Here is a 25943-nt window from a genome sequence, read left to right as displayed (position 1 = left end):
TTAGCCTGCTTCAGGACGGGGCGATACGGGCCGTTTCCGGTCGAATTCGGAGACGTCGCGCAGGCTGGCGCGGACCGGCGCGGAAACCGAGCGGCCGTTGGCGTCGCGGCGGTCCAGCACGGCCTCGAGCTCGGCCCGCAGCTGCTCCAGCTTGGCGCCCGGCCTGGGACGTCCGCCCTTCGCGTCGGTGACGTAGAAGCTGTCTACCGCCCGCTCGCCGAAGCCGGCGATATGGGCCGAGCGGATCGACAGGCCGTGGTCGGTCAGCATGCGCGACAGTTCGGCCAGCAGGCCGGGACGGTCGGCGCCCGACAATTCGATCACCGCCGCGTCGGGGCTTTCGTCCAGATCGATCAGCACCACCGGCCGCACGTCGAAGGCGGCGCGGCGCGGATTGGGCTGCGGCTCGGGCGGAGGGGCGGACCGGTCGCCCCGGGCCGCGCTTTCCAGCGCCGCCACCAGCCGGGTCAGCCGGCGCGGCTCGGCCTGGCCATAGGGGGCGCCCGATCCGTCCTGCAGTTCGAACACATCCAGCGCCGTGCCGTCCTCGGCGGTGGCCACCCGGGCCCCGACCACGTCCGCCCCGCCCGCCGCCAGCGCCGCCGCCAGGTCGGCGAACAGACCCGGCCGGTCCTTGGCCGCCACGGCGACGCGCGCTGCGGCCAGGGGCTCGCTGCCCTCGTCGTTCTTGCGCTCGGCGACGATGCTCGCTGCCGCGCCCGAGGCTCCGGCGCGGGCGACCAGATCGGGGAAGTCGGCCAGCGGGTCGGCGCGGGTCACGTCCTCGCCCCGGAACACGCCCTCGGTGCGCTGATACAGGTCGCGCATCAGCTGGCCTTTCCAGCCGTTCCACACCCCCGGCCCCACGGCGCGGATGTCGGCCACGGTCAGCACCAGCAGGGTCCGCAGCCGTTCGGGATCGCCGACCAGCCCGGCGAAGGCTCGCACTGTCGCGGGATCGGACACGTCGCGCTTCTGGGCGTAGTCGCTGAGGGCCAGGTGATGGCGCACCAGCCAGACCACGAACTCGGTCCGGCGCGGGTCGATGCCCAGCCGGTCGCAGGCGCGCCGCGCGGCGATGGCGCCGTCCTCCAGCTGCCCCCGGTCCCCGCCCTTGCCGACGTCATGCAGCAGCATGGCCAGCATCAGGGCCTCGAAGTCGTCGATACGGTGGACGATCTCGGTGGCCGTCGGATGTTCGGCGCTCAGCTTGCCGCGCCAGATGTCGTTGATGATGCCGATGGCCTGCAGCGTGTGCTCGTCGACCGTATAGGCGTGGTACATGTTGAACTGGGTCTGGCCGACGATCCGCCCCCATTCGGGCAGGAAACGGCCCAGCAGGCCTGTCTCGTTCATCAGCGTCAGCACGCGATAGGGCCGCTGCCCCGTCAGGATGTCGAGGAAGGCGCGGGTCGCCTCGGCGTCGCGGCGCAGCGACGGCGTGACTAGCGACAGCGACCGCGTCACCGCCGAAAAGGCGTCGGGGTGCAGGTCCAGGTCATGCTCGTCGGCAGTGCGGAACAGGGTCAGCAGCTTGGTCGGGTCCTCAGCGAAGACCTCGGGCCCCGTCACCGACAGGCGGCCCGAGACTTCGACGAAGCCCTCGACGCCCAGATTGCGTTTCCGGCCCGGGATCAGCCGCGACAGGCTCATCGTCGGCTTCTGGTGGCGCGCCTCCAGCTTGGCCGACATGGCCCGGGTCAGGGCGCCCACGTCCCGCGCCACGATGAAGTAGCGGCGCATGAACCGTTCCACCGCCGGCTCGTCGCCCCGTCCTTGCCAGCCCATGCGGCGGGCCACCTCGGGCTGCAGGTCGAAGGTCAGCTTCTCCTCGGCCCGACCCGCCAGCAGGTGCAGATGCGCCCGGGTGCGCCACAGGAAGTCGAAGGACTCCTCGAACGTCCGGCGTTCCCGCGAGGTCAGCAGATCGTCCATGACCCGCGCACCCAGCGGGCTGTCCGGCGCCAGCGAACGGGCGATCCAGAACAGGGTGTTGAGGTCGCGCAGGCCGCCCTTGCCGTCCTTGACGTTGGGCTCGACCCGATAGCGCACCGCGCCGGTCTTCTGGTGGCGGACGTTCCGCTCCTCCAGCTTGGCGGCGATGAAGGGGCGGGGATCGGCCTTGGCCACGAAGGCCTGGAAGCGGGCGATGAAGTCGTCCGCCAGCTTCTCGTCCCCGGCCAGGGGGCGGGCCTCCAGCAGGGTGGTGCGGACCATCATGTCGGTTCGGGCCAGCGCCAGCGAGTCATCGACCGACCGCGCCGCCTGCCCGACCTTCACGCCCAGGTCCCACAGGACGTAGAGCATGAATTCGATCACCTGTTCGGTGCGCGGGATCGACTTCCACGGGCGCAGGAACAGCAGGTCTAGGTCCGAGAAGGGCGCCATCACGCCGCGTCCGTAGCCGCCCACGGCGATCAGGCTCAGCCGCTCAGCCTCGGTGGGATTGGGGGCCGGATAGAAGACATCGGTGGTGAAGCGCCACAGGGCGGTCAGCATGTCGTCGGCGGCGGCGGCGTAGAGCCGCGCCACCTCGACGCCCTCGCCCCCCGCCTCCAGCCGCCGGGCCGCCTTCGCCCGGCCCGCGTCCCAGCTCTCGCGCAGGATCGCCGCCACGGCCCGACGCACATCGGACGCCCCGGCCGTCTCCGCCAGCCGCGCGTCGAGGGTCTGGTTCACCGGCCTGCCGGCCCTTTGGCCAAACCCTTGAGGCGATACAGGGCCTCCAGCGCCTCGCGCGGGCTCAGCTCGTCGGGCTCGATGCCCTTCAGCGCGTCCTCGACCATCGAAGGCCGGGCCGGTTCGGGCGCGGCCGGCTCGGCCATGGCGAACAGGGGCAGGTCGGTGAGATTGGCGCCGGCGGTCTTCTCGCCTTCCAGCCGGTCCAGCACCTCGCGGGCGCGGGCGACGACCGGTCCCGGCACGCCGGCCAGCCTGGCCACCTGCACGCCGTAGGAGCGGTCGGCGGCGCCCGGCGCGGCCTCGTGCAGGAAGACCAGCTCGCCGTTCCACTCCTTGGCCCGCATGGACAGGTTGCAGACGTGGGCCAGCCGCGTCTCCAGCACCGCCAGCTCGTGATAGTGGGTGGCGAACAGGGTGCGGGCGCGGTTGCGGTCGTGCAGCGCCTCGGTCGTGGCCCAGGCGATGGCCAGGCCGTCGTAGGTGGCGGTGCCGCGGCCGATCTCGTCCAGCACCACGAAGCTGCGCTCGGTGGCCTGGGTCAGGATGGCGGCGGTCTCGACCATCTCCATCATGAAGGTGGACCGGCCGCGCGCCAGATCGTCGCCCGCTCCGACCCGGCTGAACAACCTGTCGACCACGCCCAGCCGCATCGATTTCGCGGGCACGAACGCCCCGGCCTGGGCCAGCACCACCAGGAGGGCGTTCTGGCGCAGGAAGGTCGATTTACCGGCCATGTTCGGCCCGGTGACGATCGACAGTCGGGCGCCGGCCGCGCCCGAACCGTCAAGCCGGCAGTCGTTTGGCGTATAGGGATCACCCGCCGCCTTGACCGCCGCCTCGACCACCGGGTGACGCCCGGCGGCGACCTCGAAGCAGAGGGTATCATCGACGTGCGGCCGCACCGCCCCGACCTCCTGCGCCCATTCCGCCAGGGCGGCGTGGGCGTCGAGCTCGGCGAGCGCTTCGGCCACGGCCTGGAGCGGCTGGGCCAGGGACTGGACCGTGCGCCGCCAGATCTCGAAAGTCTCGCCCTCGATGGCCAGCGACCGGTGGCCGGCCTGGCTGATCTTGGCGTCCAGCTCGGACAGTTCGACGGTGGTGAAGCGGACCTGGGTGGCCAGGGTCTGGCGATGGATGAAGGGGCTTTCGCCAGTGGGGCGCAGCAGGGGCTCGGCGGCCTTGGCGCTGGTCTCCAGGAAATAGCCCAGAACGGCGTTGTGCTTGATCTTGAAGGCCACGCCGGACTCCGCGACCGCGCGGGCCTCCAGATCGGCCACGACCCGGCGGCTGTCGTCGCGCAGGCGGCGCGCCTCGTCCAGCTCGGGGCGGAAGTCGGGGTTCACGAAGCCGCCGTCGCGCGCCAGATGCGGCGGCTCGGCGACCAGCCCCTCGGCCAGATCGACCAGCAGGCGGCCCAGGTCGGGCGTCAGGGTCAGGCGGTCGACGCAGGATGCGATGCGCGGCGGCGGCCCGGTCAGCGGATCGGCCACCGGCGGGAACAGGCCGGCGATGCCCTCGGCGATCGACAGGCCGTTGCGGATGCCGGCCAGATCGCGCGGCCCGCCCCGGCCCAGCACCAGCCGCGACACCGCGCGGGCCACGTCCGAAGAGGCCTTCAGCCCGTCGCGCAGATCGCGGCGCAGATCGCGGCGCTCCAGCAGCCATTCGACCGCATCGAGTCCATGGTTGATGGCGACGGGATCGCGCAGCGGACGCGCCACCCGCTCGGCCAGAGCCCGGGCGCCGCCCGAGGTCACGGTGCGGTCGATCGAGGCCAGCAGTGAACCGTCGCGCTCGCCGCGCTGGGTCCGGTCGATTTCAAGGCTGAGACGCGTCGCCGGATCGATGGCGAGGAAGCCGGTGTCGCCGGTGCGGCGCGGCGGGGTCAGGGCCGGGATCTTGCCGGCCTGGGTCGTCTCCAGATAGGCGGCGATCAGGCCCAGGGCCGAGACCTCCGCCTCCTCGAAGGCGCCGAAACTGTCCAGCGAGGCCACGCCGTACAGGCGCTCGACCCTGGCCTTGGCGCCGACCGGCTCGGCCAGCGCCTGCGGCAGGGCCTGGACCACGCCGCCGGACCCGTTCAGCGCATCCTTGGTCGCCTCGTCCGAGAACAGGCGATCGGGGACCAGCACTTCGGACGGCCGGAAGGACGACAGGGTCGCGCCCAGATCCTCCAGCGAGCAGGCCACCACATCCACCGCCCCGGCCGACAGCTCGACCACGGCCACGGCCGCCCGGCCCTTGCGCACCGCCACGGCGGCCAGCCGGTTGGCGCCGCGCGCGTCCAGCAGGCTGTCCTCGGTCAGGGTGCCCGGTGTGACCACCCGCACGACGCCGCGGTGCACCACCGCCTTGCCGCCGCGCTTCTTGGCCTCGGCCGGGTCTTCCAGCTGTTCGCAGATGGCCGCCTTGAAGCCCTGCCGGATCAGCCGCGCCAGATAGCCGTCCAGCGCATGCACCGGCACCCCGGCCATGGGGATGTCGTCGCCGTTGTGCTTGCCCCGCTTGGTCAGGGTGATGCCCAGCGCCGCGGCGGCGATCTCGGCGTCCTTGAAGAACAGCTCGTAGAAGTCGCCCATGCGGAAGAACAGGATGGCGTCCGGCTGTCCGGCCTTGGCCGTTAGATACTGCGCCATGAACGGCGTCGCGCCCTCCAGGGACGGGACGGCGTCGGCGTGCGGCGGGTGAGCGAGGGGAGCGTTCATGCGTGTCGTCAGGGTGACGGATCGGAGCAGCCGTCTCAAGCGCGATCCGCATTCCTTGCACAAGCGTCGCTGCACTGCGACAAGCCGCGTCGGCGGTTAAGGGAACACGGTGCGAAACCGTGGCTGTGCCCGCAACTGTAGGCGGCGAGATCGCTGTCCGCCCGGAGCTCGCTCCGGCGCCACTGGCCTTCGGGCCGGGAAGGCGAGGGCTTCGATTGTCGACCCGCAAGCCAGGAGACCTGGCCGCCACCGTCGCTCGCCGCTGTCCGGGACCAGGCAGAGGCGCGGGGACTTCCGTCGCAGCGACCCGATCTTGCGCCGTCCGGACCTTCGGGTTCGGCGGATCGGTTCGCTCACATGAGGCCTCTCGCGCGCATTCGCGGGGCCTGTACGGGGTTTTCGCTCATGAAGCGCTCCATTCTGCTTTCCACCGCGGCCATGGCCGCGGCCTTCGCCGGTCCCGCCTTCGCCCAGGAGGCGCAGGACGATTCCCTGCCCGAGATCGTGGTCACCGCCACCCGCATTCCCTCCATCGTCGCCGACACGCCCGGCGCCCGCGTGATCGACAGCCGGACCATCGAACAGCGGGGCGCCGTCTTCGCCGCCGACATCCTGTCCGACGTTCCCGGCCTGTCGGTGACCCGCTCAGGCGCCTTAGGCGGCGTCGCCCAGGTCCGCATGCGGGGCGCCACCCCCGGCAAGACCCTGGTCCTCGTGGACGGCGCGCCGGTCAACGACGCGGCCGAGCCCAACGGCGCCTATGATTTCTCGGGCTTCGACCTGGGCGACATCGAGCGCATCGAGGTCCTGTCCGGCCCGCAGTCCTCGCTGTGGGGTTCCGACGCCATCGGCGGCGTGATCGCCTTCACCACCAAGGAAATCGACGATGTTCGCGCCGAGGCCGAGGCCGGCAGCTTCGGCACTGTGCGCGGCCGCCTCGCCGGCGGCGTGGCCAATGAGACCTGGGCGCTGGGCGGCTATGTCTCGCGCTTCACCACCGACGGCGTCTCCGTCGCCGATGAGGCCAACGGCAATCCTGAGGCCGACGGCTTCGAAAACACCACCGTGGGCGTTCGCGGCCGCTACGCCGTCTCCCCGACGGTGAAGCTGGAGGGCTCGGCCCGCTGGTCGCGCAGCGAGGCCGACCTCGATAACGGCTTCCCGGTTTCAGACAACGCCGACCGTTCGGAATCCGAGCAATGGTCGGGCTTCACCCGCGCCGGCGTCGAAGCCTTCGGCCTGGACCATCAGTTCAGCGTCTCGGCCTCGAACATCGAGCGCGAGACCTTCAGCGCCTTCGGTTCGGTCTTTGAAGCCGACCGCCAGGCCTACCGCTGGCAGGCCAACGGCGAGACCGGCGCCGCCACCTACGCCTTCGGCGCCGAGCGCGAAGAGAGCGAAGGCAGCATCTCGACGGGCGCCAAGGTCGATCTGGGAACCACCTCGGTCTTCGGCACGGGCCGCTATCAGGTCACCGACGCCCTCAGCGTCACCGGCGGCCTGCGCTTCGACGACACTGACGACTTCGGCTCCAGGACCACCGGGCGCGTCTCGGCGGCGTGGGACTTCGGTTACGGCTTCACCCTGTCGGGCGCCTACGGCACGGGCTTCAAGGCTCCGTCGGTCAGCCAGGCGGTTTGCGACTTCTGCTTCTCGTCGATCCCCTTCCCGACCCTGCGTCCGGAAAAGGCCGAAGGCTATGAAGCGGCGATCGGCTGGCGATCGGCTGACGGCCGCATCGAAGGCCGGGCGACCGCCTACCACCTCTCGGTGGAGGACCAGATCACCTACTTCTTCGATCCGGCCACCTTCGACAGCTACTACATCAACCTGGCCGAGACGGCGACGGACGGGGTCGAGCTGGAAGGCCGGGCCCTGCTGGGCGGCGGCTTCGACCTGAGCCTGGCCTACGCCTGGACCGACGCAAAGGACGAGAGCAACGGCCGTGCGTTGGCGCGGGTGCCGGAACATGCGGGCTCGGCGACCCTGGGCTGGACCGGCGATCGCCTGTCGGGCGCCCTGACCGTGCGTGCCGAAGGCGACGAGCCTGACACCAACTCGGCCACGGCCGCGACGCGCGAAGGTTTCGTCACGGCGAACCTGAACGCGGCCTACGTTCTGACCGACAACGTCACCCTGACGGCCCGGGTCGAGAACCTGGCCGACAAGCACTACCAACAGGTGCTGGGATACGGCGAGCCGGGTCGCTCCGGCTACGTCGGGATCAGGCTGCGCTACTGATCCGCGCGCGAGGCCCGGCCGCTGCGGCGGCCGGGTGCTCGAGCTGAAGGCTCTGCCAGTCCAGCGCCGGCGCCGGCGCATGGGCGGCGGCCACCACGGCGCGCAGTTCGGCGGCCGAGGCGGCGCTGGCCACCACGGCGGCGACCTGCGGCAGACCCAGGGTGTAGGCCAGCGTCGCCTGCATCGGATCGACGCGGGCCTCGGCGAGACGGCGGCGGATGCGCGACAGCTGCGGCGCGTGATGCGCCATATCGGCCGGCAGGGCGTCGCCGCTCATGAACAGCAGTCCACCGGCGAACACCGACGACAGGTGGATGTCGGCGCCCAGCTCGGCGATCTCGTCCAGGGCGCCTGAGCGGTGGACCCGCTGATCCAGGAGGCTGCACGGCAGCTGGACCACGTCCGGCTGGAAGCGTCGGGCCAGCAGCGCCGGGCCGTCCTCGACGGTGGCGCAGAAGCCGATGCGGCGGAACAGGCCCCGATCCTTGAGCGACTGCATGCGGTCCCACAGGGCGCGGCCCTCGGCCCCGACCAGATCGGTGGCGTTCGACGCCAGCAGGGTGTCGCCGCGCGGCAGGCCCATCCGCTCCAGGGAGCGGCGGGCGCGGGCCTCGACCCGATCGACGCCCTCCTCGATGGAGACGGTGCGCACGGTGACCTTGAAGGGCGACGGGAAGGGCCAGGCCTGACCCAGCCAGCGCTCGCCATCGCCGTCCGGCTTGGACGCCACCACGGTGACGCCGGCGTCGGCGGCGGTCTGGAGCAGGAACCGCAGGGCCTCCTCGCGCGCGCCGGCGGGCGCGGGCATGGCGCGTTCAGGCTGGTGCACGACGGCGAGAGCCAGCTTTTCGACCGGAGACGGGGCGCGGTTCGGGATCACTGCCGGACCTTGCAGCGCGAAAGCTTAAGACCGCCCTTCCAGGACCTTGACCGAATCTTACCGAACGAACGCCGGTAGGGCCGCAAACCGGCCTTAATTCAAACCCTTGATCCCTATCGGTATGGCTTGCCCGCGCGCCGGGGCAGGCCGGAAATCCACAGGAAATTTCGCGAAAACCTCATTCAGGCGTGGCCTTTGAAAACCGCGCCGGAGCCGCCTCAACGTGAAAGCGGGGCCGCCGCCCCAATCCCGCCCTTGCATCGCGCGGCGTCTGGTCCTTTAAGCGCGCGCAAAGAGGAACGCCTCCCCGCGTTCGCCGAAGGATTCTGCCCCATGTCGTCGTCCTCCGCTCCCAAGAAAGTCGTGCTGGCCTATTCGGGCGGCCTGGATACCTCGATCATTCTGAAGTGGCTGCAGACCGAGTATAACGCCGAGGTCATCACCTTCACGGCGGACCTGGGCCAGGGCGAGGAACTGGGCCCGGCGCGCGAGAAGGCGCTGAAGCTGGGCATCAAGCCCGAGAACATCTTCATCGACGACCTGCGCGAGGAGTTCGTGCGCGACTTCGTCTTCCCGATGTTCCGCGCCAACACCGTCTATGAGGGCCAGTACCTGCTGGGCACCTCGATCGCGCGCCCGCTGATCGCCAAGCGCCAGATCGAGATCGCCAAGATGGTCGGCGCCGACGCCGTCTGTCACGGCGCCACCGGCAAGGGCAACGACCAGGTCCGCTTCGAGCTGGGCTACTACGCCCTGGATCCGGACATCCACGTCATCGCCCCCTGGCGCGAGTGGGAGTTCCGCAGCCGCGAGGCCCTGCTCGACTTCGCCGAGAAACACCAGATCCCGATCTCCAAGGACAAGCGCGGCGAAGCCCCGTTCTCGGTCGACGCCAACCTGCTGCACTCCTCGTCCGAGGGTAAGGTCCTGGAAGACCCGGCCGTCGAGGCGCCCGAGTTCGTGCACCAGCGCACCATCGCCCCGGAAGACGCGCCCGATAAGGCGACGATCTTCACCCTCGGCTTCGAGAAGGGCGACGCCGTCTCCATCGACGGCGTGGCCATGTCCCCGGCCACGATCCTGACCAAGCTGAACGAACTGGGTCACGACAACGGCGTCGGCCGCCTCGACCTGGTCGAGAACCGCTTCGTCGGCATGAAGTCGCGCGGTGTCTATGAGACCCCCGGCGGCACCATCCTGCTGGCCGCCCACCGCGGCATCGAGTCCATCACCCTGGATCGCGGCGCGATGCACCTGAAGGACGAGCTGGCGGTCAAATACGCCCACCTGATCTACAACGGGTTCTGGTTCTCGCCCGAGCGCGAGATGCTTCAGGCCGCGATCGACCACTCGCAGGCCAAGGTCACCGGCACGGTCCGGGTCAAGCTCTACAAGGGCAATGTCTCGATCATCGGCCGCGAAAGCCCCCTGAGCCTGTACGACCAGGACCTTGTGACCTTCGAGGAAGGCGTCCAGGCCTATGACCACCACGACGCCGAGGGCTTCATCAAGCTGAACGCCCTGCGCCTGCGCGTGCTGGGCAAGCGCGACAAGCGCCAGGGCTAGGGTCGAGCGATCCGGAGGATGGCCGCGTTGCGGTCGTCCGCGATCCAGATCGAGCCGTCGCGCGCCACCGCCAGACCGACCGGCGCCCCCATGGGATGACGGCCGGCCTGCGCGTTCCAGGCCGGCGTCAGCACCCGGCCCCGGGGCGCCGGCGCATCGGCCGGATAGGGCAGTGAGCCGCGCGGATAGATGGCGTAGCGGGCGCGCGCGTCTGTCAGGGGCGCGCCTTCCGCGTCGGTTTCGATCGCCACGATCCGCCCCGCCGCCCGCCGGTATCCGTGCCAGCTCATCAGCATCCGGCCCCGCAGCTCGGGGAACATCTCCCCGTCGTAATAGAGCATCGCCAAGGGCGCGGCGTGGGGCGGCAGCAGCGAGACGGGCGCGGTTCGCGACCCGCAGCGCGCCTGCCGCGCGGTCCAGCCCGGCATCGCCGTCGCCATGTCTGTGCAATAGGGCCAGCCGTGGTCGCCGCCCCGCCTCAGCCGGTTGATCTCGTCGAACGGCCGGTCCGGCGTCAGCAGGTCGACGGAGTTCTCGGCTTGGTAGATCGCGCCCGAGGCGTGCCTCGCCATCGCAACGGAGTTTCTCAGCCCGGTCGCCCAAGGCGTCCAGTCCGCGCTCCAGCGGCCGTCGCCGAGGTAGGCGTAGCGCCGCACCATGGCCTGGTCGTCGTCTTCGGCGCACAGGCCGCCGGCGTTCCGCCGCGGCGCGCCCCGGGCGTCCAGGCACCGATCGGACGGCGCGCCGACATTGACCAGAAGCGCGCCGTCGGCGTCGAAGATGAAACTCGACAGGGGGTGGCGGTTCTCGTGCAGCCGGTTGTCGGGCAGGCCCTCGACCACGGCGGTCGTACGATCGGGACGGGCGGGATCGAATGCGAATATCCGGCTCATCTCGGCGACGTAGAGACGTCCGTCCGGACCGCGCGCGATCGTGTGCGGCATGGACAGCTCCGCCAGAAGACGCGTCCATCGCGGTTGGCCCGAAGCCGTCGACAGCCGCCACAGCGCGCCACGCCCGGCGTCCCAGGTGCCGAGGTCTGCGACCAGCCAGTCACCGTCGTCGAGCTCGAACAGGGTCCGGGGCATGCGCGGTCCCACGGCGGCGCGCTGCCAGACGAGACCGAGACAATAGCCCTGCGCCATGCCGACGAGGGTCGCCGGCCGGCCTGCGCAGTCGCCCTGAACCGCATAGGCGCGCGTGGCTGACTGGCCGGCCACGGGCGGGGCCGCGACCACGGCGAACAGGGCGGACAGGATCAGGGCCGAACGGCGCATGGCCGACCCTAGACCATTTTTGCTTCAGGTCGGATCGACCTGAATCCAAAAAATGGTCCAGCATCAAACCGGAGCGGCTGAAGCTGAGCCGCGAAAGCCGTCTCGTCAGCGACACGGAAATGCGCCACGGTGGCTCGGACGGGCCGCCGCGGCCCCTTTAGTTTCGATGGAAGACCCATGTCCCTGCGCCTGATCCTGGCCGTCTCGACCGCCCTCATCACCACCCCCGTGCTGGCCCAGACCGCGCCGCCGGCCCCGCCCGCCGCCGCCGCGCCCGCCCCCTCGCCCGAGGAAGCGGCCATGGAGGCCAAGGGCCAGGCCTTCCAGGCCTCCATGGAGGGGATCGGCGAAGAACTGGAAGCGGTGATGTCGGACACCACCAAGGACAACGCGACCAAGGCGACCGAGACCAACGCCATCATCGACCGTCACGCCCCCGAAATTAACGCCTTCGCCGCCGACCTGGAGACCTTCCTGCGCGCCATGGCCGACAAGCCCGAGAACGCGGCCCGGCGCGATGAAATCGTGAACGCCGCCAACGCCGCTCCGGCCGCGATCCGCAGCATTCCCGAGCAGATGCGCGCGGGCATCGCCCAGGCGCTGACCGCGGCGCCGGCGGCCCCGGCCGCAGCTCAGTAAGCACGCGTTACGGCGATTTCACTTGAGATCGAACGGGGTTGGGCGGACCTTCGGGTCCTGCCCTTCCCCGGAGCCGTTCGATGATCAAGGCCCTCTCCCTCGCCGCCGCCCTCGCCGTCCTGCCGTTGTCGGCGGCGCTCGCGGCCGATCCGCAGACCGCGACCGGATCCTCATCGGACGCCGCCGAGGCGGCCATCGAGGCCGCCGCCGACCGCTTCGAGGCCCGCATGGAAGCCTACGGCGAACGCGCCGAGGCCGTTTCCGATGATGACAGCCTGACCGACGCGCAGAAGAAGATCCGCATCGCCCAGATCTGGGCCGAGTATGAGCCGGACGTCTCCGCCTTCACCGCCACCATCTCGGAACACGTCGGCGCCATCGCCGGCGCGGCCCTGGCCGAGATCGACGTCGAGGGCATCGTCGCCGAAGCCATGAACGCCGTCGAGGAATCCGGCGCCCTGCGGGTCGCGAGCGGCGTAGCGAGCAACGGCGCCTGGGCCTCGAACGATCCCGAACACATGGCCACCTACGGCCTGATGGCCGAGTACGCCGTCGGCGAGGCGCTGGACGCCATCGACGAAGCGAGCGCCGGCGAGATCAGCGTCCATCTCGATACCCCCGTCGAAGCGGTCCCGGCCGCGCCGCCCGCGCCGCCCGCCAAAAACGACGCCCGCTGATCCTCACGGCTTGACCGCAACCGGTCGCGGCCCGACATCGGGCCATGGCCAGCCTGCCCGTCGATCCGCACCTGTATGCGACCTTCCTGGGCGTGATGGCCGTGATGGCGATCACCCCGGGCCCAGCCAATATCTTCTCGGTCGCCAACGGCGTGCAGAGGGGCAAGGCCGGCGCGCTTCTGGGCGTCGTCGGCATGAACGCCGCCACCCTGGTCTGGTTCGGCGCCGCGGCGCTGGGCCTCGGCGCCCTGGTGGTCGCCTTCCCGCAGGTCTTCCGCATCATCTCGGTGGCCGGAGCCCTCTATGTCGCCTGGCTGGGCTATCGCGCCTGGCGCGGCGCGTTCTCCACCGCCGCCCAGCCGGACGCGCCGGCCGTGAAGATGGGCCGCAGCGCCATCGTCGACGGCTTCATGGTGCAGATCGCCAATCCCAAGGCGGTGCTGTTCTTCACCGCCGTCCTGCCGCCCTTCCTGGACGTGAACCGGCCCGCCGCGCCGCAGCTGGCTCTGTTCGCCGCGGCCACCATCGGAATGGACGTGCTCAGCATGTCCGCCTACGGTCTAGGTGGGGCTGCGCTGGCCCGGCGCATGTCCGAACCCCGCTTCCGCAAGGGGTTCGCCTTCCTGACGGGCGCCTTGCTGCTCGCCGCCGCCGTGCTTATTCTTTCACGTTTATAACGGCTTGCCGGGTGCGGGAACCGGCGCCGTTCATGTCCCGTTCAGCCGTCAGGGCGCGTAGTGACGCGTCAAGGAGCATCCCATGAACATCCGTTTCCTGAAGCCCGTGCTGTTGGCGACGGCGGCGGCGCTCGCCTTGTCCGCCTGCGCCACGGCCACGCCCTATGGTCCGGCCGGCCCGCAAAGCCGCTACGGCTATTCCGAGCAGCGCGTCGACGCCGACCGCTACCGCGTCAGCTTCGCCGGCAATTCGGTGACCTCGCGCGAGCAGGTCGAGATGTCCCTGCTGCTGCGCGCGGCCGAACTGACGCTGGAAAGCGGCCACGACTGGTTCGCCACCGTCAACCGCGCCACCGACCGCGACGTGCGCCTGACGGGCACGCCGGATCCCTTCTATTATGACCGGTACAGCCCCTTCTGGGGTCCGTCGTGGCGCTACTACCGCCGCGGCCTGTGGAGCCCGTGGGGTTACCGCGATCCGTTCGGTCCGGACTTTGACGTTCGCGAGATCGACCGGTTCGAGGCCACCGCCGAGATCGTCTTCGGTCGCGGCGCCAAGCCGGCCGGCGATCCGAACGCCTTCGACGCCCGCGAGGTGATCAACAACCTCGGTCCCCGCGTTCCGCGCGGCTGAGGTCTCCGAGCCTGAACTGACGAAGGCCCCGCCGGTCGATCCGGCGGGGCCTTTTGTTTGCTCTATCCCACCCGCGGGTTGTTCAGCCGCCGCTTGTTGGTGTGGGTGGAGGGGGCCGAGCCCAGTTCCTCGGGGATCTCGCCCTTGAAGTAGAAGCGCTGCCACGCCTCCTTGGCCGCGTCGGGATCGCCCGAGGCGAGGCGGTGGTTGAAGTCGCTGCGCGCCTTCAGCCAGGCGTCATACTGGCCCTTCATGGTCGGATTGGACTCCAGCGTCCGGATCACCGGCTGGAAGGCCTCGACCTTGCGGTGCTCGACCGGGGTGATGAAGCAGAAGGGCTCGCCCTTCTCGAACCTGATCTTGCCCGGGCGGGTGAAGGCCCAGTTCATGGTGAAGGGGAAGGGCAGCCAGTCGGTCTCGATCAGACCGACCAGCGGCTGGATGCCGTCCTTCACATGGTTGGGCGCGCCCCCCGCCAGCATCCCCCAGCCCGGCGGCGTGCGGAACAGATACTGCGGGTGCAGGGTGAGGATGCCGCGCGTGAAGTGGGAGGTGACGAAATGGGCCACGTTCGGCGTCGTCCGCTCGGGCGTGATGACGATGTCGGCCTGGGTCGGCCCGCCGTTCCACTCGGCCGTGAAGCCGAACGGGCACAGAATCTCCCAGCCCGTCGTGTTGGCCATGTTCAGCGGCAGGCAGCGGTAGGGATGCCGGCTGGCGAAGGCGTCCATCCAGTCCCGCGACACCCGGCCGGGCACCAGGTCCGGCGGCTGCGGCGCCATCGGGTAGCATTCCAGTTCCACAGGCGGTCTCCGGCGGGTAAGCGAAAGCGTCCCTCTCCTAACGACCCCGCATGACCGAAGACAACCCGAACCCGCCCGAACCGCTTTTCAACCGTGACCGCCTGCTGGCGTGGATGGCCGAGCACGGGATCGAACAGGTCACCCATGACCATCCGGCCGTCTTCCGCGTCGAGGAGGGGCTGGAGCTCAAGGCGGCCATGCCCGGAGCCCACACCAAGAACCTGTTCCTCAAGGACAAGAAGGGGAAGCTGTGGCTGATCTCGGCCCGGCAGGACACGGTCATCGACCTGAAGCGCGCGCCGAAGACCATAGGCTCTGACCGGCTGTCCTTCGGCAATGAGGGCCTGCTCTACGAGACCCTGGGCCTGCGCCCCGGCTCGGTCACGGCGCTGGGACTTATCAACGACCCCGACCACCGCGTGACCTTCGTCCTCGACAAGGCCCTGTGGGACGCGGACATCGTCAACTTCCACCCTCTGACGAACACGGCGACGACGGCGATGGCGCAGGATCAGTTCCGCAAGGCGCTGGCGGCGATGGGGCGGGAGCCGATCGTGGTCGATTTCTCCGAGTTGATCTGACCTCCCCGGTTCTATCCGCCGCCGGACAGTGCTAGAGCCCCGCGCGTCTCCCCGACCCCTCAGCATACGGACGCCGCCATGCCCGCCGCTCCCGACTTTCCCCCCGCGCCGGACCGCGTGGCGCCGAAGCGCGCCCTGATCTCGCTCAGCGACAAGACCGGACTGGAGGACGCCGCGCGCGCCCTGCACGATCTCGGCGTCGAACTGGTCTCGACCGGCGGCACCCGCGCCGCCATCGCCGGGTTCGGTCTGCCGGTGAAGGACGTGGCCGATCTGACCGGCTTCCCCGAGATGATGGACGGCCGGGTCAAGACCCTGCACCCCGTGGTCCACGGCGGCCTGCTGGGCGTCCGCGACGAGCCCAGCCACGCGGCGGCCATGGCCGAGCACGGCATCGGCGGCATCGATATCGCCTGGATCGACCTCTATCCCTTCGAGACCACGGTCGCCTCGGGCGGCGGTTTCGAGGCGGCGGTCGAGAATATCGACATCGGCGGCCCGGCCATGATCCGCTCGGCGTCCAAGAACCACGGCTACGTCGCCGTCTGCGTCGACAAGGACGCGGTGGACCATGTCCTGGCCGCGCTGAAGGCCGACGGCGTCACGACCCTGGAGCTGCGCAAGCGCCTGGCCGCCCGCGCCTTCGCCCGCACCGCCGCCTATGACGCCGCCGTCTCGGGCTGGTTCGCCGGCCAGGTCGGCGACGAAGCCCCGGCCCGCAAATCGATCTCGGGCTCCCTCGCCCAGACCCTGCGCTACGGCGAGAACCCGCACCAGACGGGCGCCTTCTACCGCACCGGCGAGGCCCGCCCCGGCGTCGCCCACGCCACCCAGATCCAGGGCAAGGAACTGGGCTACAACAACATCGCCGACGCCGACGCCGCCTATGAGCTGGTGGCCGAGTTCGAGGCCCCGGCCTGCGTCATCGTCAAGCACGCCAACCCCTGCGGCGTCGCCGTCGGCAAGGATCTGTCGGAAGCCTACGCCCGCGCGCTGGAATGCGACGCCGTCTCGGCCTTCGGCGGCGTGATCGCGGTCAACCGCCCGCTGAACGGCGACGACGCGCGCGCCATCACCGGCATCTTCACCGAGGTCGTGATCGCCCCCGGCGCTGATGACGAAGCCCGCGAGGTCTTCGCCGCCAAGAAGAACCTGCGCCTGCTGATCACCGACGGTCTTCCGGATCCGCACGGCCCGGGCGAGGTGTTCCGTTCGGTCGCTGGCGGCTTCCTGGTGCAGGGCCGCGACCGCAGCCTGATCCGGCCCTCGGACCTGAAGATCGTCACGCGCCGCCAGCCGACGCCGACCGAGATCCAGGACATGCTGTTCGCCTTCACCGTCGCCAAGCACGTCAAGTCCAACGCCATCGTCTACGCCAAGGACGGCCAGACCGCCGGCATCGGGGCCGGCCAGATGAACCGCCGGGACTCGGCCCGCATCGCCGCCATCCGGGCGCGCGAAGCCGGCGAGGCCAAGGGTCTGGCTCATTCGCTGGCGGAGGGTTCGGCCTGTGCGTCGGAAGCCTTCTTCCCCTTCGCCGACGGCCTGCTGGAAGCGGTCGCGGCGGGCGCCACGGCCGTGATCCAGCCAGGCGGCTCGATGCGCGACGCCGAGGTCATCGCCGCCGCTGACGAGAAGGGCATCGCCATGGCCTTCACGGGCGTGCGGGTGTTCAGGCACTAGCGCCATCTGCGGCAGGCAGGGCGCCCAGCTAGGGATTAGTGGTTAGTGATTAGTGGTTCGATGTCGCGAGCGCCGGCGGTTCCGAACCTCGGGCCGGAGGCTGATCCAGCCACCCACTAATCACTAACCACTAATCACTTCGACGCACCGGCGCTTCCCGCTAAGCTCCTGTCCATGGACACCCTCGCCGCCCGCTGGACGATGCTCGAACCCGGCGTGGCCGTGGTCGGACCCGAGGATGACCGGCCGCGCCCGGCGGTGATCCTGTTCCACGGCTGCGGCGGCCTGCGCGACCACCTTCCGCGCTACGCCGAGGCCGCCAGGGCCGCGGGCTGGCGCGCCTTCATCGTCGACTCCTACGGCCCGCGCGGCTGGAGTCGCGAACGGGCCCTGATGACGGTCTGCACCGGACTGGTCCTGCGCGGCGACAAGCGCGCCGGTGACGTCCTGGCCGCACTGGACGGCGTGTCCCGCAGGCGGGACGTGGATGCCTCACGCGTCGCCCTGGCCGGCTGGAGCCACGGCGGCTGGGGCATCATGGAGGCGATGAGCTCGGAGCGGCATGACCGCATGCTGGGCCTGGCCGACCCCGGCGCGGTCAGTCTGGACGGGGTCCGCGCCGTCTACCTGGCCTACCCCTACATCGGCGTCGCCGCCCTGAACCGCATGCGGCCGTGGAAGCACTGCCCCAAGACCCTCGCCGTCATCTCCCGCGGCGACCACCTGACCACGGTACGCAACGCCGAGACCGTCCACGCCATGGTTCGTAACTGCGGCGCGGACGTGGAGACCTGGATCGCCGAGGGCACCCACGCCTTCGACGAGCCCGGCGCGGCCAAGCCGATGCGCTACCACCCCGAGCTGGCCGATGAGGCCGTGCGACGCTTCGTCGCCCTGCTGGAAGATGTGGCGGTCGCCCCGGCCTGATCCCGTTTCCGGAATTATCGCGCGCCGCCCTTGACGATCAGCCCATCACGTAACAATTGAAGTTACATGAAACGGGATTCACGACTCTCCGGCGTCCTGCACGCCCTGTTGCACATGGGAGACGCCGACGCGCCGATGACCTCGGATGCGCTCGCTGTCTGTCTGCAGACCAACCCCGTCGTCGTCCGACGCACCATGGCCGGGCTGCGCGAAGGCGGTCTTGTCACCTCGGAGCGTGGGCATGGCGGCGGCTGGCGGCTGGCGCGGCCCCTGTCGGGCATCACCCTGCGCGACGTGCACGCGGCGTTGGGAGAACCGGCGCTGACCCCGGAAGCGCCGCCGGTCGAAAGCCACGGCTGTCTGGTCGAGGCGGCGGTCAATCGCTCGCTGGAGGCCGCCTACGCCGAGGCCCGGGCCCTCATCGAGGCCCGGCTGGCGCACATCACCCTCGCCGACCTGGCCGCGGATTTCGCCGACCGGAAGGCCCAGCTCAACACCGGAGGCTCCCGTGGATCCGACCATGCCGCATGACGCCATCATCATCGGCGGCTCGTACGCCGGGCTGAATGCGGCGATGCAGCTGGCCCGAGCCCGGCGGCGCGTGCTGGTCATCGACGACAATCGCCCGCGCAACCGCTTCGCCGCCCGCGCTCACGGCGTCATGGGCCGCGACGGCGTGCCGGGCTCCGAGATCGCCGCCGAGGCCCGCGCCCAGGTCTCCGCCTACCCCACCGCCGCCTTCCGGCGCGGCGAAGTCGTGAACGCGCGTCAGGGCCGTTGCGGCTTCGAGGTCGATCTGGCCGACGGCGCACGGGTCACGGGCCGACGGCTGATGCTGGCCTATGGCGTCCAGGACATCCTGCCCGATCTTCCCGGGGTGAAGGAGCGCTGGGGGCGGACCGTCCTGCATTGCCCCTACTGCCACGGCTATGAGATCGGCGGCGGTCCGATCGGCGTGCTCGGCGCCGGTCCGATGTCGGTCCACCAGGCCGTCATGGTCGCCGAATGGGGGCAGGTGGTCCTGTTCCTGGACGGAAAGCTGGAGCCCGACGCCGATCAGTCGCGGATGCTGGCGCGGCGCGGCGTCACCGTCGAAGCCACGCCGGTGGCCGCGCTGGAGGGCGAAGGCCCGGCGCTGGACGGCGCGAGGCTGGCGGACGGACGGCTGGTTCCGCTGAAGGCGCTCTTCGTCGGCCCGCGCCTGCGCCTGAACGGCGACCTCGCCCAGGCCCTGGGCTGCGAGATCGAGGACACGCCCGTCGGCCAGATGATCCGCACCGACGAGATGAAACAGACCACCGTCCCGGGCGTTTTCGCCGCCGGGGATGCGGCGCGCGTCATGTCGAATGTCACCCTGGCCGCCGCCGACGGCGTTATGGCCGGCATCGCCCTGCACCGATCCCTGATCGAGGAAGATGCTGCTTAGGCCGGTTGCGGCTCCACCGTCACCGGCGCCCGGATCGAGTTGGCGACGTAGCAGTGCTCATGCGAGCGATGGTGCAGGTCGGCGATCGCCGCCGCATCCGGCCGCTTGTCGCCCGAGAAGGCCACCGCGGGCCTCAGGGTCACCGCGGTGATCGAGACCTTGCCGCGCTCGTCCCGCCCCATCACGCCCACGGCCTGATCCAGATAGCGGTCGACCACGAAGCCGTCCTTCGCCGCATAGGCGAGGAAGAACAGCATGTGACAACTGGACACGGCGGCCACCAGCGCCTCCTCCGGATCCACGGCGGCGGGATCGGACAGGGGGACCGGCACGCTGCCCGGGGCCGACGAGCCCCGCACCACCGCCCCGCCGTCGAAGCGCCAGTCGTGGGCCCGGGCGTATTTGTTGTCGAGGAAGGGCTGGTCTCCCCGGACCCATTCGACGGTGGCGACGTATTCACTCATGGCGGGCTCCCCGGCTGTGATGACCAAACCGTGTAGCACGGTTGCGCGCGTGAACCCGGCGCCCGGCTTGCCCGCGCCCGCGACCCGCCTTATCCGGGGGCATGGCCGCCCCCCTTATCTGCCCCTCCATCCTCGCCAGCGACTTCTCGAAGCTGGGCGAGGAGGTCCGCGCGCTGGACGCCGCGGGCGCCGACTGGATCCATATCGATGTGATGGACGGGCATTTCGTGCCCAACATCACCCTGGGCCCCGACATCGTGAAGGCCATCCGGCCGCACACGAAGAAGACCTTCGATGTGCACCTGATGGTCGCCCCCGTGGATCCCTGGCTGGAAGCCTATCGGGATGCGGGCGCCGACATTCTGACCGTCCACCCGGAAAGCGGACCGCACCTGCACCGCACCCTTGGCCGCATCCGCCAGCTGGGCGCCAAGGCCGGCGTCGTTCTGAACCCCGGCACCCCCCTGACGATCCTGGAAGAGGTGGTAGAGCTGGTCGATCTGGTCCTGCTGATGTCGGTCAATCCGGGGTTCGGCGGCCAGTCATTCATCCCGACCACCCTGCGCAAGATCGAGAAGGCCCGCGCCCTGCTGGACGCCGCCGGATCGCAGGCGCACCTGCAGGTCGACGGCGGAGTGACCAGCGCCAACGCCGCCGCCTGCGTCGCCGCCGGGGCCGACACCCTCGTGGCCGGCTCGTTCGTGTTCAAGGGCGGCCCCGACGCCTACGCCGCCAACATCCAGGCCCTGAAGTCCGCGTGAGCCCCCTGGGACCCTTCGCCCCGCCGGAAGGCGACGGACCCGCGCCCGGCGAGATCCCGGGCCTGCGCGGCGCGCCCGTCCGCACACCGGTGCGCGCGACCGGCGCCAGCACCGGCCCGGCCCTGTGGCCCGCCATCGCCGGACGCCTGCTGAGCCGCCAGCTGTGGATCGAGGCTTACGGCCTGCCCGGCTACGCCCTGACGCTGAGGGGCCGCACCGCCCAGAGCTTCGCCTCCACCCCCCGCGACTTCCGCCCGGTCGATCCGGCCGTCGGCAAGGGCGTCCTGGGCGGTCGTTTCGTCCTCGCCGGCTCAAGCCTCGAAGCCCCGGCGCCCGAGGATCCGTTCAACCGCCCCAGCCCGACCCGCGCCTTCGCCGTCGATCTGCACGCCTTCGCCTGGCTGCCGTCGCTGATGACCCAGGGTGAGCGCGGCGCGCGCGAGGCCCTGCGGCTGACCCTGATCTGGGCCGAGGTCTTCGTCCGCTGGTCGCCCTTCGCCTGGGATCCCGACATCCTGGCCCGCCGTGCGGTCAACCTGGCCTGCGCCGCCCGGCGCATGGGACAGGTCGCCACCGAGGCCGAGCGGCTGAAGCTGGCCGATGTGCTGGGCCGTCAGGGCCGCCAGCTGCTGCGCCCGCCCGGCGGGGTCGCCACCCGCGCCGAACGCCTGACCGCCGCCGCCGTGATCGGCTGCGTCCTGGCCGGCGCGCCGGGCGCCTCGATCCGCCGCAAGGCGCTGGGCCGCCTGTCGCGCGCCCTGCCCCGCGCCGTCGGTCCCGACGGCGGCCACGCCAGCCGCAGCCCAGAGGCCGGACTCGAGCTGCTGCTTGACCTGCTGGCGCTTGAGGACGGGCTGGGCCAGCTGTCCGAACCCCTGCCCGACGCCGCCGCGGCCGCCATCGCCCGCCTCGGCGCCGCCCTGCGGATCCAGACCCTTCCCGACGGCCGCCTGGCCACGCTGCAGGGTGGAGGCCCGTCGACCGCGGCCCGCGTCGCCGCCGCGCGGGGCACGGACGCCGAGCCCGCCGACGGGGCCGGAACCGTCGCCGGCGCCACGCGCATCCGCAGCCCGCTGCTGACCGTCTTCGCCGACACCGCCCCGCCCGCCCGCGGCCCGTGGTCCTCGGCCGCCTGCGCCCAGCCCCTGTCGCTGGAGATCGTCTGCGGCAAGGACCGGCTGGTCACCGGCTGCGGCTGGACGCCCCGCGCCGCCGACCGGCAGGGCCTCCGCCTGACGCCCGGCCATTCCACCCTGACCCTGGGCGAGACCTCGACGGGCGAGCCGCTGGGGGGCTGGAAGAGCGAGCTGCTGGGCCCCCGCCTCGTCGGCCGTCCGCTCCATGTGGAGGCCAACCAGAGAGATGGCGAAGGCGCCGTCTGGCTGGAGATCGAGCATGACGGCTGGGTTCATGAGTTCGGCCTGCTGCACCAGCGCCGCCTCTATCTGGACCAGCGCCTCGACGAGCTGCGCGCCGAGGAGCGGCTGCACCCCGCCCCGGGCCAGAAGGAGGTCGTCCGCGCCATCGCCGCCCCCTACGCCGTGCGGTTCCAGCTTGAACCGGGCGTCCAGGCCTCCCTGGCCCGTGACCGCCGCTCCATCCTGCTGCGCGGCCATTCGGGCCGAGGCTGGTGGTTCCGCACCGACGGGCCGGATGTCGCGATTGAACCGTCCGTCCATGTGGACGAGGGCCTGACCCGCCGCTCGCTGCAGATCGTCGTGCGCGGCTCGGCCCGGACGGATTCGGAGACCAAGATCCGCTGGAAGCTCAGCCCCGCGGGCGCCGGCAACGATCCTTCCTAATGCGCCCGCCGCGCTTCGACCCTTGAGCGCGGCGCCCGACGCGACCATCTGACGACCTGACGCGTTACGACTGATCCGAGACCAGGACCGACATGACCCTCGCCGACCCGACCGACCTGCCGCCCAACGCCAATGGGGACCTGATCAAGGAAGGCTCCGACGCCGGCTTCATGGCCGATGTGATTGAGGCCTCCAAGACGCAGCCCGTGCTGGTCGATTTCTGGGCCACCTGGTGCGGGCCCTGCCGCACCCTGACGCCGCTGCTGGAGAAATCCGTGCGCGCCGCCGGCGGAGCGGTGAAGCTGGTCAAGATCGACGTCGACAAGAACCCCGCCTATGCGGGCCAACTGCGGGTGCAGTCGATTCCCACCGTCTACGCCTTCGTCAACGGCCAGCCGGTCGACGGCTTCCAGGGCGCGGTGCCCGAGAGCCAGATCAAGGCCTTCATCGACAAGCTGACCGGCGGAACGAGCGCCAACTCCGATGTCGAGCAACTGCTGTCGCTGGGCGAGGAGTCCCTGTCGCTCAACGATCTGGGCGGCGCCGCCCAGGCCTTCGCCCATGTGCTGACGCTGGAGCCGGGCCACGAGAAGGCCATCGCCGGCATGGCCCGGGTCTATCTGGCCGACGGCGATGTCGATCAGGCGCGCCAGACCATCGCCATGGCCCCGCAGGATTCGCGCGACGCCACGGTCCAGTCGGTCCGCGCCCAGCTGTCCCTGGCCTCAGCCGCTCCGAGCGGCGCCGCCGCCGAGCTGGAAGCGAAGCTGGCCGCCGATCCGAACGACCACCAGACCCGCTTCGACCTGGCCCAGGCCCTGGCCGCCTCGGGCGACTTCAAGGGCGCGGTCGACCAGTTGCTGAAGATCGTCGCCGCTGATCGCGAGTGGAACGAGCAGGCCGCCCGCAAACAGCTGCTGACGGTGTTCGACGCCGCCGGCGCGACCTCGGAAGTGGCCCGCGACGGCCGCCGCCGTCTGTCCTCGCTGCTGTTCGCTTAAGGAGGAGGTCGCGGTGGCTCAAGGGTATATCAGGGCCGCCGACCTGCCGCAGGTGATCCCCGTCTTTCCGCTGTCCGGGGTGCTGCTGCTGCCGCGCGGCCAACTGCCGCTGAACATCTTCGAGCCGCGCTATCTGAACATGGTCGACGACGCCATGGCCGGGGACCGCATCATCGGCATGATCCAGCCGACCGGGGGGCTTGGCCCCCTGCCCAGCCTGTCGCCCATTGGCTGCGCGGGACGGATCACCAGCTTCAACGAGACTTCGGACGGCCGGTATCTGATCACCCTGACCGGGGTGGCGCGTTATCGCATCATCACCGAGCTACCGACCCAGGCGCCCTACCGGCAGGTGCGCGCGGCCTTCGAAGCCTGGGAAGGCGACCTGACCGCCCCGCCCGCCGGCGAGGGCGGACTGGACCGCGAGGGGTTCCTGGACGCGCTGAAGGCCTATCTGGAGACCCGCGGCCTCGATATCGACTGGGACACGGCCGAGACCGCCCCGCCCGAGGCCCTGGTCAACAGCCTGGCCATGGCCCTGCCCTTCGAGCCTTCCGAGAAACAGGCCCTGCTGGAAGCCGCCAACCTCGACGCTCGCGCCGAGGTCCTGACCGCCCTGATGCGCATCGGCGCCGCCGGCGACGGCGAGGGCGAAATCCCGTCGATGCAGTGACGAGGGTCGAGGCCTGAGAGTCCAGGGATGAGGGCTTTGAGTCGCGCCTGCCGCCCTCGACCCTCGGCCCCCGACCCTATACCCTTCCAGAATGTCCGACGCCTTCCACACTCCCAATACCGTCGATCCGCGTCTTCTCGAGGTGCTGGTCTGCCCGGTCACGCGCGGCAAGCTGACCTATGACCGCGAGGCCCAGGAACTCGTGTCGGCGGGCGCCAAGCTGGCCTTCCCTATCCGCGACGGCGTGCCGATCATGCTGCCGGAAGAGGCGCGTCAGCTGGACTAGGCTTCAGCCGTCGATCAGGACCCAGCGGCCCCCGTCGCGGGCCACAATGGCTTCGCGCGGCTCCCAACGCCCTTCGGCCGTCCACCGCTGGTAGCGGCAGGTCCACTCCGACCCTTCCTCGGCGATAAAGACGCAATCGACCTGGCGAACGACATGGTCGGGCACGAGAGCCGAGAACTCCCGCGTGTTCGGCCCCGTGGGCGCGACGGTGGCGCAGCCGGCCAGGAAGGCCGCGATCCCGATGAGGGCCAGGACGCGGCTCACACCAATTCACCCCGCAGCAGCCGCGGCAGGTCGCCCGTCGCGCCGCCGGCCTCATGCATGAAGGCGCGGCGCAGCGCCGGGATGCGGTTGACCACGGCGATGCCGAGATTGCGCGCCAGCCGCACGGGCGGCAGGTCGTTGGAGAACAGGCGGACGAAGCCGTCGAAGCCGGCGGCGAGGGCGGCGTTGTCGAACCGCCGCCAGCGGGCGTAGCGGTCCAACACGATCTCCGAACCGATGTCCTCGCCCGTGCGCATCGCCTCGATCAGCACTTCGGCCAGGGCGGCGGCGTCCTTCAGCCCCATGTTCAGCCCTTGCCCGGCCACCGGATGGACCGCGTGGGCGGCGTCGCCGATCAGGGCGGTGCGGGCTGCCGTCAGCTGCTCGGCCAACTGCAGGGACAACGGATAGACGAAGCGTGGTCCCACCACAGAGACTTCGTCCAGATAGTCGCCGAAGCGCCGCATCAGATGAGCGTGGAAGGCCTCGTCCGACGCCGCCTTCAGCGCATCGGCTCGGCGTGTCGTCTCGGTCCATACCAGGCTGGCGCGCTGGTCCGTCAGGGGCAGGATGGCGAAGGGCCCGGCAGGCAGGAAATACTCATGGGCGACATTGCCGTGGTCCCGGCCCAGGGACACGGTCGCCACCACCCCGCTCTGGCCATAACCCCAGCCGACGGTGTCGATCTTCGCCGCCTTGCGCACCGGCGAGGCGCGGCCCTCGGCCCCGACAACCAGCGACGCCTCCAGCACCACGCCGTCCGCCAACGTCACCCGTGTCCGCGCCGGGCCGGTCTCGACCGAGGCGACGGCGGCGGGGGCCCGGACCTCGATCCCGGCGGCGGTGATCGCCTCGGCCAGGGCCGAGCGGATGCGGCGGTTCTCGACCATATAGCCCAGCGGCTCGCCGTCTGTCCGATCACCGATCTCGTCGGCGTCGAAGCGCAGGAAGGCCGATGAGGCGCTCCGGCTCGCCGCGCCCGGCCGCCGTCCATCAGTCACCAGGATCCGGTCCATGCGGCAGGCGTGGGGGCGCAAGGCCGCCCCGACGCCCAGGGCGTCCAGCATGCGGAAGGTGGAAAAGGCGATCGCCGTCGAGCGCCCGTCAAAGGTCGGAGCCAGCTGGGCCGAGAAGGGCTGCGGATCGACCAGCACGACCTTCAGGCCGCCCTGGGCGGCGGCGAGGCCGAAGGTCGCCCCGGCCATGCCGGCGCCGGCGATGATGACGTCATAGCGATCAGGCGTGCTCATGGAGCGGTTGTCGCTCTGCGGGGCGCCGGCGTCCAGTGCGCGAA

General features: G+C 70.7%; 24 protein-coding genes and 1 riboswitch. Of the genes, 16 read left to right on the top strand and 8 right to left on the bottom strand.

The window, feature by feature from the left end; genetic code table 11:
* Together glnD and mutS are read right to left on the bottom strand one after the other, a co-directional pair.
* Positions 1-2679 (bottom strand): [protein-PII] uridylyltransferase, encoded by a 2679-nt coding sequence (glnD, locus tag AC07NB_RS08150; protein WP_494570486.1) that lies wholly within the window; start codon positions 2677-2679, stop codon positions 1-3.
* The gene (gene mutS, locus AC07NB_RS08145; RefSeq protein ID WP_494570487.1) at positions 2676-5387 is read right to left on the bottom strand and encodes a DNA mismatch repair protein MutS; all 2712 of its coding nucleotides are present in this window, start codon (positions 5385-5387) and stop codon (positions 2676-2678) included. The genes glnD and mutS overlap by 4 nt, the downstream gene beginning before the upstream one ends.
* A gap of 99 nt (positions 5388-5486) precedes the next feature.
* Positions 5487-5628, top strand: a riboswitch (cobalamin riboswitch).
* A 164-nt stretch (positions 5629-5792) separates the two neighbouring features.
* On the opposite strand from mutS, the gene AC07NB_RS08140 reads away from it, so the two are divergent.
* On the top strand, positions 5793-7628 hold the full coding sequence (locus AC07NB_RS08140) for a TonB-dependent receptor plug domain-containing protein (protein WP_494570488.1): 1836 nt from the start codon (positions 5793-5795) through the stop codon (positions 7626-7628).
* Here AC07NB_RS08140 and AC07NB_RS08135 read toward each other — a convergent pair.
* The gene (locus AC07NB_RS08135; RefSeq protein WP_492311898.1) at positions 7612-8508 is read right to left on the bottom strand and encodes an aldo/keto reductase; all 897 of its coding nucleotides are present in this window, start codon (positions 8506-8508) and stop codon (positions 7612-7614) included. The genes AC07NB_RS08140 and AC07NB_RS08135 overlap by 17 nt on opposite strands.
* A gap of 333 nt (positions 8509-8841) precedes the next feature.
* On the opposite strand from AC07NB_RS08135, the gene AC07NB_RS08130 reads away from it, so the two are divergent.
* Positions 8842-10074, top strand: a complete 1233-nt coding sequence (locus AC07NB_RS08130) for an argininosuccinate synthase (protein WP_291832762.1) — start codon at positions 8842-8844, stop codon at positions 10072-10074.
* Here AC07NB_RS08130 and AC07NB_RS08125 read toward each other — a convergent pair.
* Positions 10071-11351 carry a PQQ-dependent sugar dehydrogenase gene (locus AC07NB_RS08125; RefSeq protein ID WP_494570489.1) on the bottom strand — a complete coding sequence of 427 codons (1281 nt, stop codon included), beginning with the start codon at positions 11349-11351 and terminating at the stop codon, positions 10071-10073. The genes AC07NB_RS08130 and AC07NB_RS08125 overlap by 4 nt on opposite strands.
* A gap of 177 nt (positions 11352-11528) precedes the next feature.
* Here AC07NB_RS08125 and AC07NB_RS08120 point away from each other — a divergent pair, with 177 nt between their 5' ends.
* The 4 genes from AC07NB_RS08120 (at position 11529) to AC07NB_RS08105 (ending at position 13978) form a co-directional block, all read left to right on the top strand.
* Complete coding sequence (locus AC07NB_RS08120) at positions 11529-11990, top strand: translation initiation factor IF-2 (RefSeq protein WP_291832767.1); 462 nt, start codon at positions 11529-11531, stop codon at positions 11988-11990.
* A gap of 80 nt (positions 11991-12070) precedes the next feature.
* A complete protein-coding gene (locus AC07NB_RS08115) occupies positions 12071-12667 on the top strand; it encodes a hypothetical protein (RefSeq protein WP_494570490.1) in 597 nt (198 codons plus the stop codon).
* Between the two features lie 44 nt (positions 12668-12711).
* Positions 12712-13344, top strand: a complete 633-nt coding sequence (locus AC07NB_RS08110) for a LysE family translocator (protein WP_291832771.1) — start codon at positions 12712-12714, stop codon at positions 13342-13344.
* Between the two features lie 82 nt (positions 13345-13426).
* Positions 13427-13978, top strand: a complete 552-nt coding sequence (locus AC07NB_RS08105) for a CC0125/CC1285 family lipoprotein (protein ID WP_291832773.1) — start codon at positions 13427-13429, stop codon at positions 13976-13978.
* A 62-nt stretch (positions 13979-14040) separates the two neighbouring features.
* Here AC07NB_RS08105 and AC07NB_RS08100 read toward each other — a convergent pair whose 3' ends face one another.
* A complete protein-coding gene (locus tag AC07NB_RS08100) occupies positions 14041-14781 on the bottom strand; it encodes a DUF6065 family protein (RefSeq protein ID WP_494570491.1) in 741 nt (246 codons plus the stop codon).
* Between the two features lie 50 nt (positions 14782-14831).
* On the opposite strand from AC07NB_RS08100, the gene AC07NB_RS08095 reads away from it, so the two are divergent.
* The 5 genes from AC07NB_RS08095 (at position 14832) to AC07NB_RS08075 (ending at position 19398) form a co-directional block, all read left to right on the top strand.
* The gene (locus AC07NB_RS08095; RefSeq protein WP_494570492.1) at positions 14832-15362 is read left to right on the top strand and encodes a prolyl-tRNA synthetase associated domain-containing protein; all 531 of its coding nucleotides are present in this window, start codon (positions 14832-14834) and stop codon (positions 15360-15362) included.
* Between the two features lie 78 nt (positions 15363-15440).
* Entirely contained in the window at positions 15441-17045 is a 1605-nt protein-coding gene (purH, locus tag AC07NB_RS08090) for a bifunctional phosphoribosylaminoimidazolecarboxamide formyltransferase/IMP cyclohydrolase (RefSeq protein ID WP_494570493.1), read from the top strand.
* A gap of 174 nt (positions 17046-17219) precedes the next feature.
* Entirely contained in the window at positions 17220-17972 is a 753-nt protein-coding gene (locus tag AC07NB_RS08085) for a dienelactone hydrolase family protein (RefSeq protein ID WP_494570494.1), read from the top strand.
* A 66-nt stretch (positions 17973-18038) separates the two neighbouring features.
* Positions 18039-18503, top strand: coding sequence for an Rrf2 family transcriptional regulator (locus tag AC07NB_RS08080; protein WP_494570495.1), 465 nt, complete (start codon positions 18039-18041; stop codon positions 18501-18503).
* On the top strand, positions 18481-19398 hold the full coding sequence (locus tag AC07NB_RS08075; protein ID WP_494570496.1) for an NAD(P)/FAD-dependent oxidoreductase: 918 nt from the start codon (positions 18481-18483) through the stop codon (positions 19396-19398). The genes AC07NB_RS08080 and AC07NB_RS08075 overlap by 23 nt, the downstream gene beginning before the upstream one ends.
* Here the strand turns inward: AC07NB_RS08075 and AC07NB_RS08070 are convergent.
* The gene (locus AC07NB_RS08070; RefSeq protein WP_291838307.1) at positions 19395-19862 is read right to left on the bottom strand and encodes an OsmC family protein; all 468 of its coding nucleotides are present in this window, start codon (positions 19860-19862) and stop codon (positions 19395-19397) included. The genes AC07NB_RS08075 and AC07NB_RS08070 overlap by 4 nt on opposite strands.
* Before the next feature lie 101 nt (positions 19863-19963).
* Here AC07NB_RS08070 and rpe point away from each other — a divergent pair, with 101 nt between their 5' ends.
* From rpe to AC07NB_RS08045, 5 genes are all read left to right on the top strand, one after another.
* On the top strand, positions 19964-20623 hold the full coding sequence (rpe, locus tag AC07NB_RS08065) for a ribulose-phosphate 3-epimerase (protein ID WP_494570497.1): 660 nt from the start codon (positions 19964-19966) through the stop codon (positions 20621-20623).
* Entirely contained in the window at positions 20620-22425 is a 1806-nt protein-coding gene (locus AC07NB_RS08060) for a heparinase II/III family protein (protein WP_494570498.1), read from the top strand. The genes rpe and AC07NB_RS08060 overlap by 4 nt, the downstream gene beginning before the upstream one ends.
* Before the next feature lie 92 nt (positions 22426-22517).
* Entirely contained in the window at positions 22518-23426 is a 909-nt protein-coding gene (gene trxA / locus AC07NB_RS08055) for a thioredoxin (protein WP_492311906.1), read from the top strand.
* A gap of 13 nt (positions 23427-23439) precedes the next feature.
* A complete protein-coding gene (locus tag AC07NB_RS08050) occupies positions 23440-24099 on the top strand; it encodes an LON peptidase substrate-binding domain-containing protein (protein WP_492311907.1) in 660 nt (219 codons plus the stop codon).
* 91 nt (positions 24100-24190) lie between these two features.
* Positions 24191-24385: a Trm112 family protein gene (locus AC07NB_RS08045; RefSeq protein WP_492311908.1), complete on the top strand. Its 195-nt coding sequence runs from the start codon at positions 24191-24193 to the stop codon at positions 24383-24385.
* Between the two features lie 3 nt (positions 24386-24388).
* Here the strand turns inward: AC07NB_RS08045 and AC07NB_RS08040 are convergent, their stop codons facing one another.
* On the bottom strand, positions 24389-24649 hold the full coding sequence (locus tag AC07NB_RS08040) for a hypothetical protein (RefSeq protein ID WP_494570499.1): 261 nt from the start codon (positions 24647-24649) through the stop codon (positions 24389-24391).
* Positions 24646-25899: a UbiH/UbiF/VisC/COQ6 family ubiquinone biosynthesis hydroxylase gene (locus AC07NB_RS08035; RefSeq protein ID WP_494570645.1), complete on the bottom strand. Its 1254-nt coding sequence runs from the start codon at positions 25897-25899 to the stop codon at positions 24646-24648. Before AC07NB_RS08035 ends, AC07NB_RS08040 begins: the two co-directional genes overlap by 4 nt.
* Positions 25900-25943 lie beyond the last annotated feature (44 nt).

It is taken from the genome of Brevundimonas sp. GW821-FHT09G01 (assembly GCF_059416065.1).
This window is presented reverse-complemented; position numbering and strand designations above follow the sequence as displayed.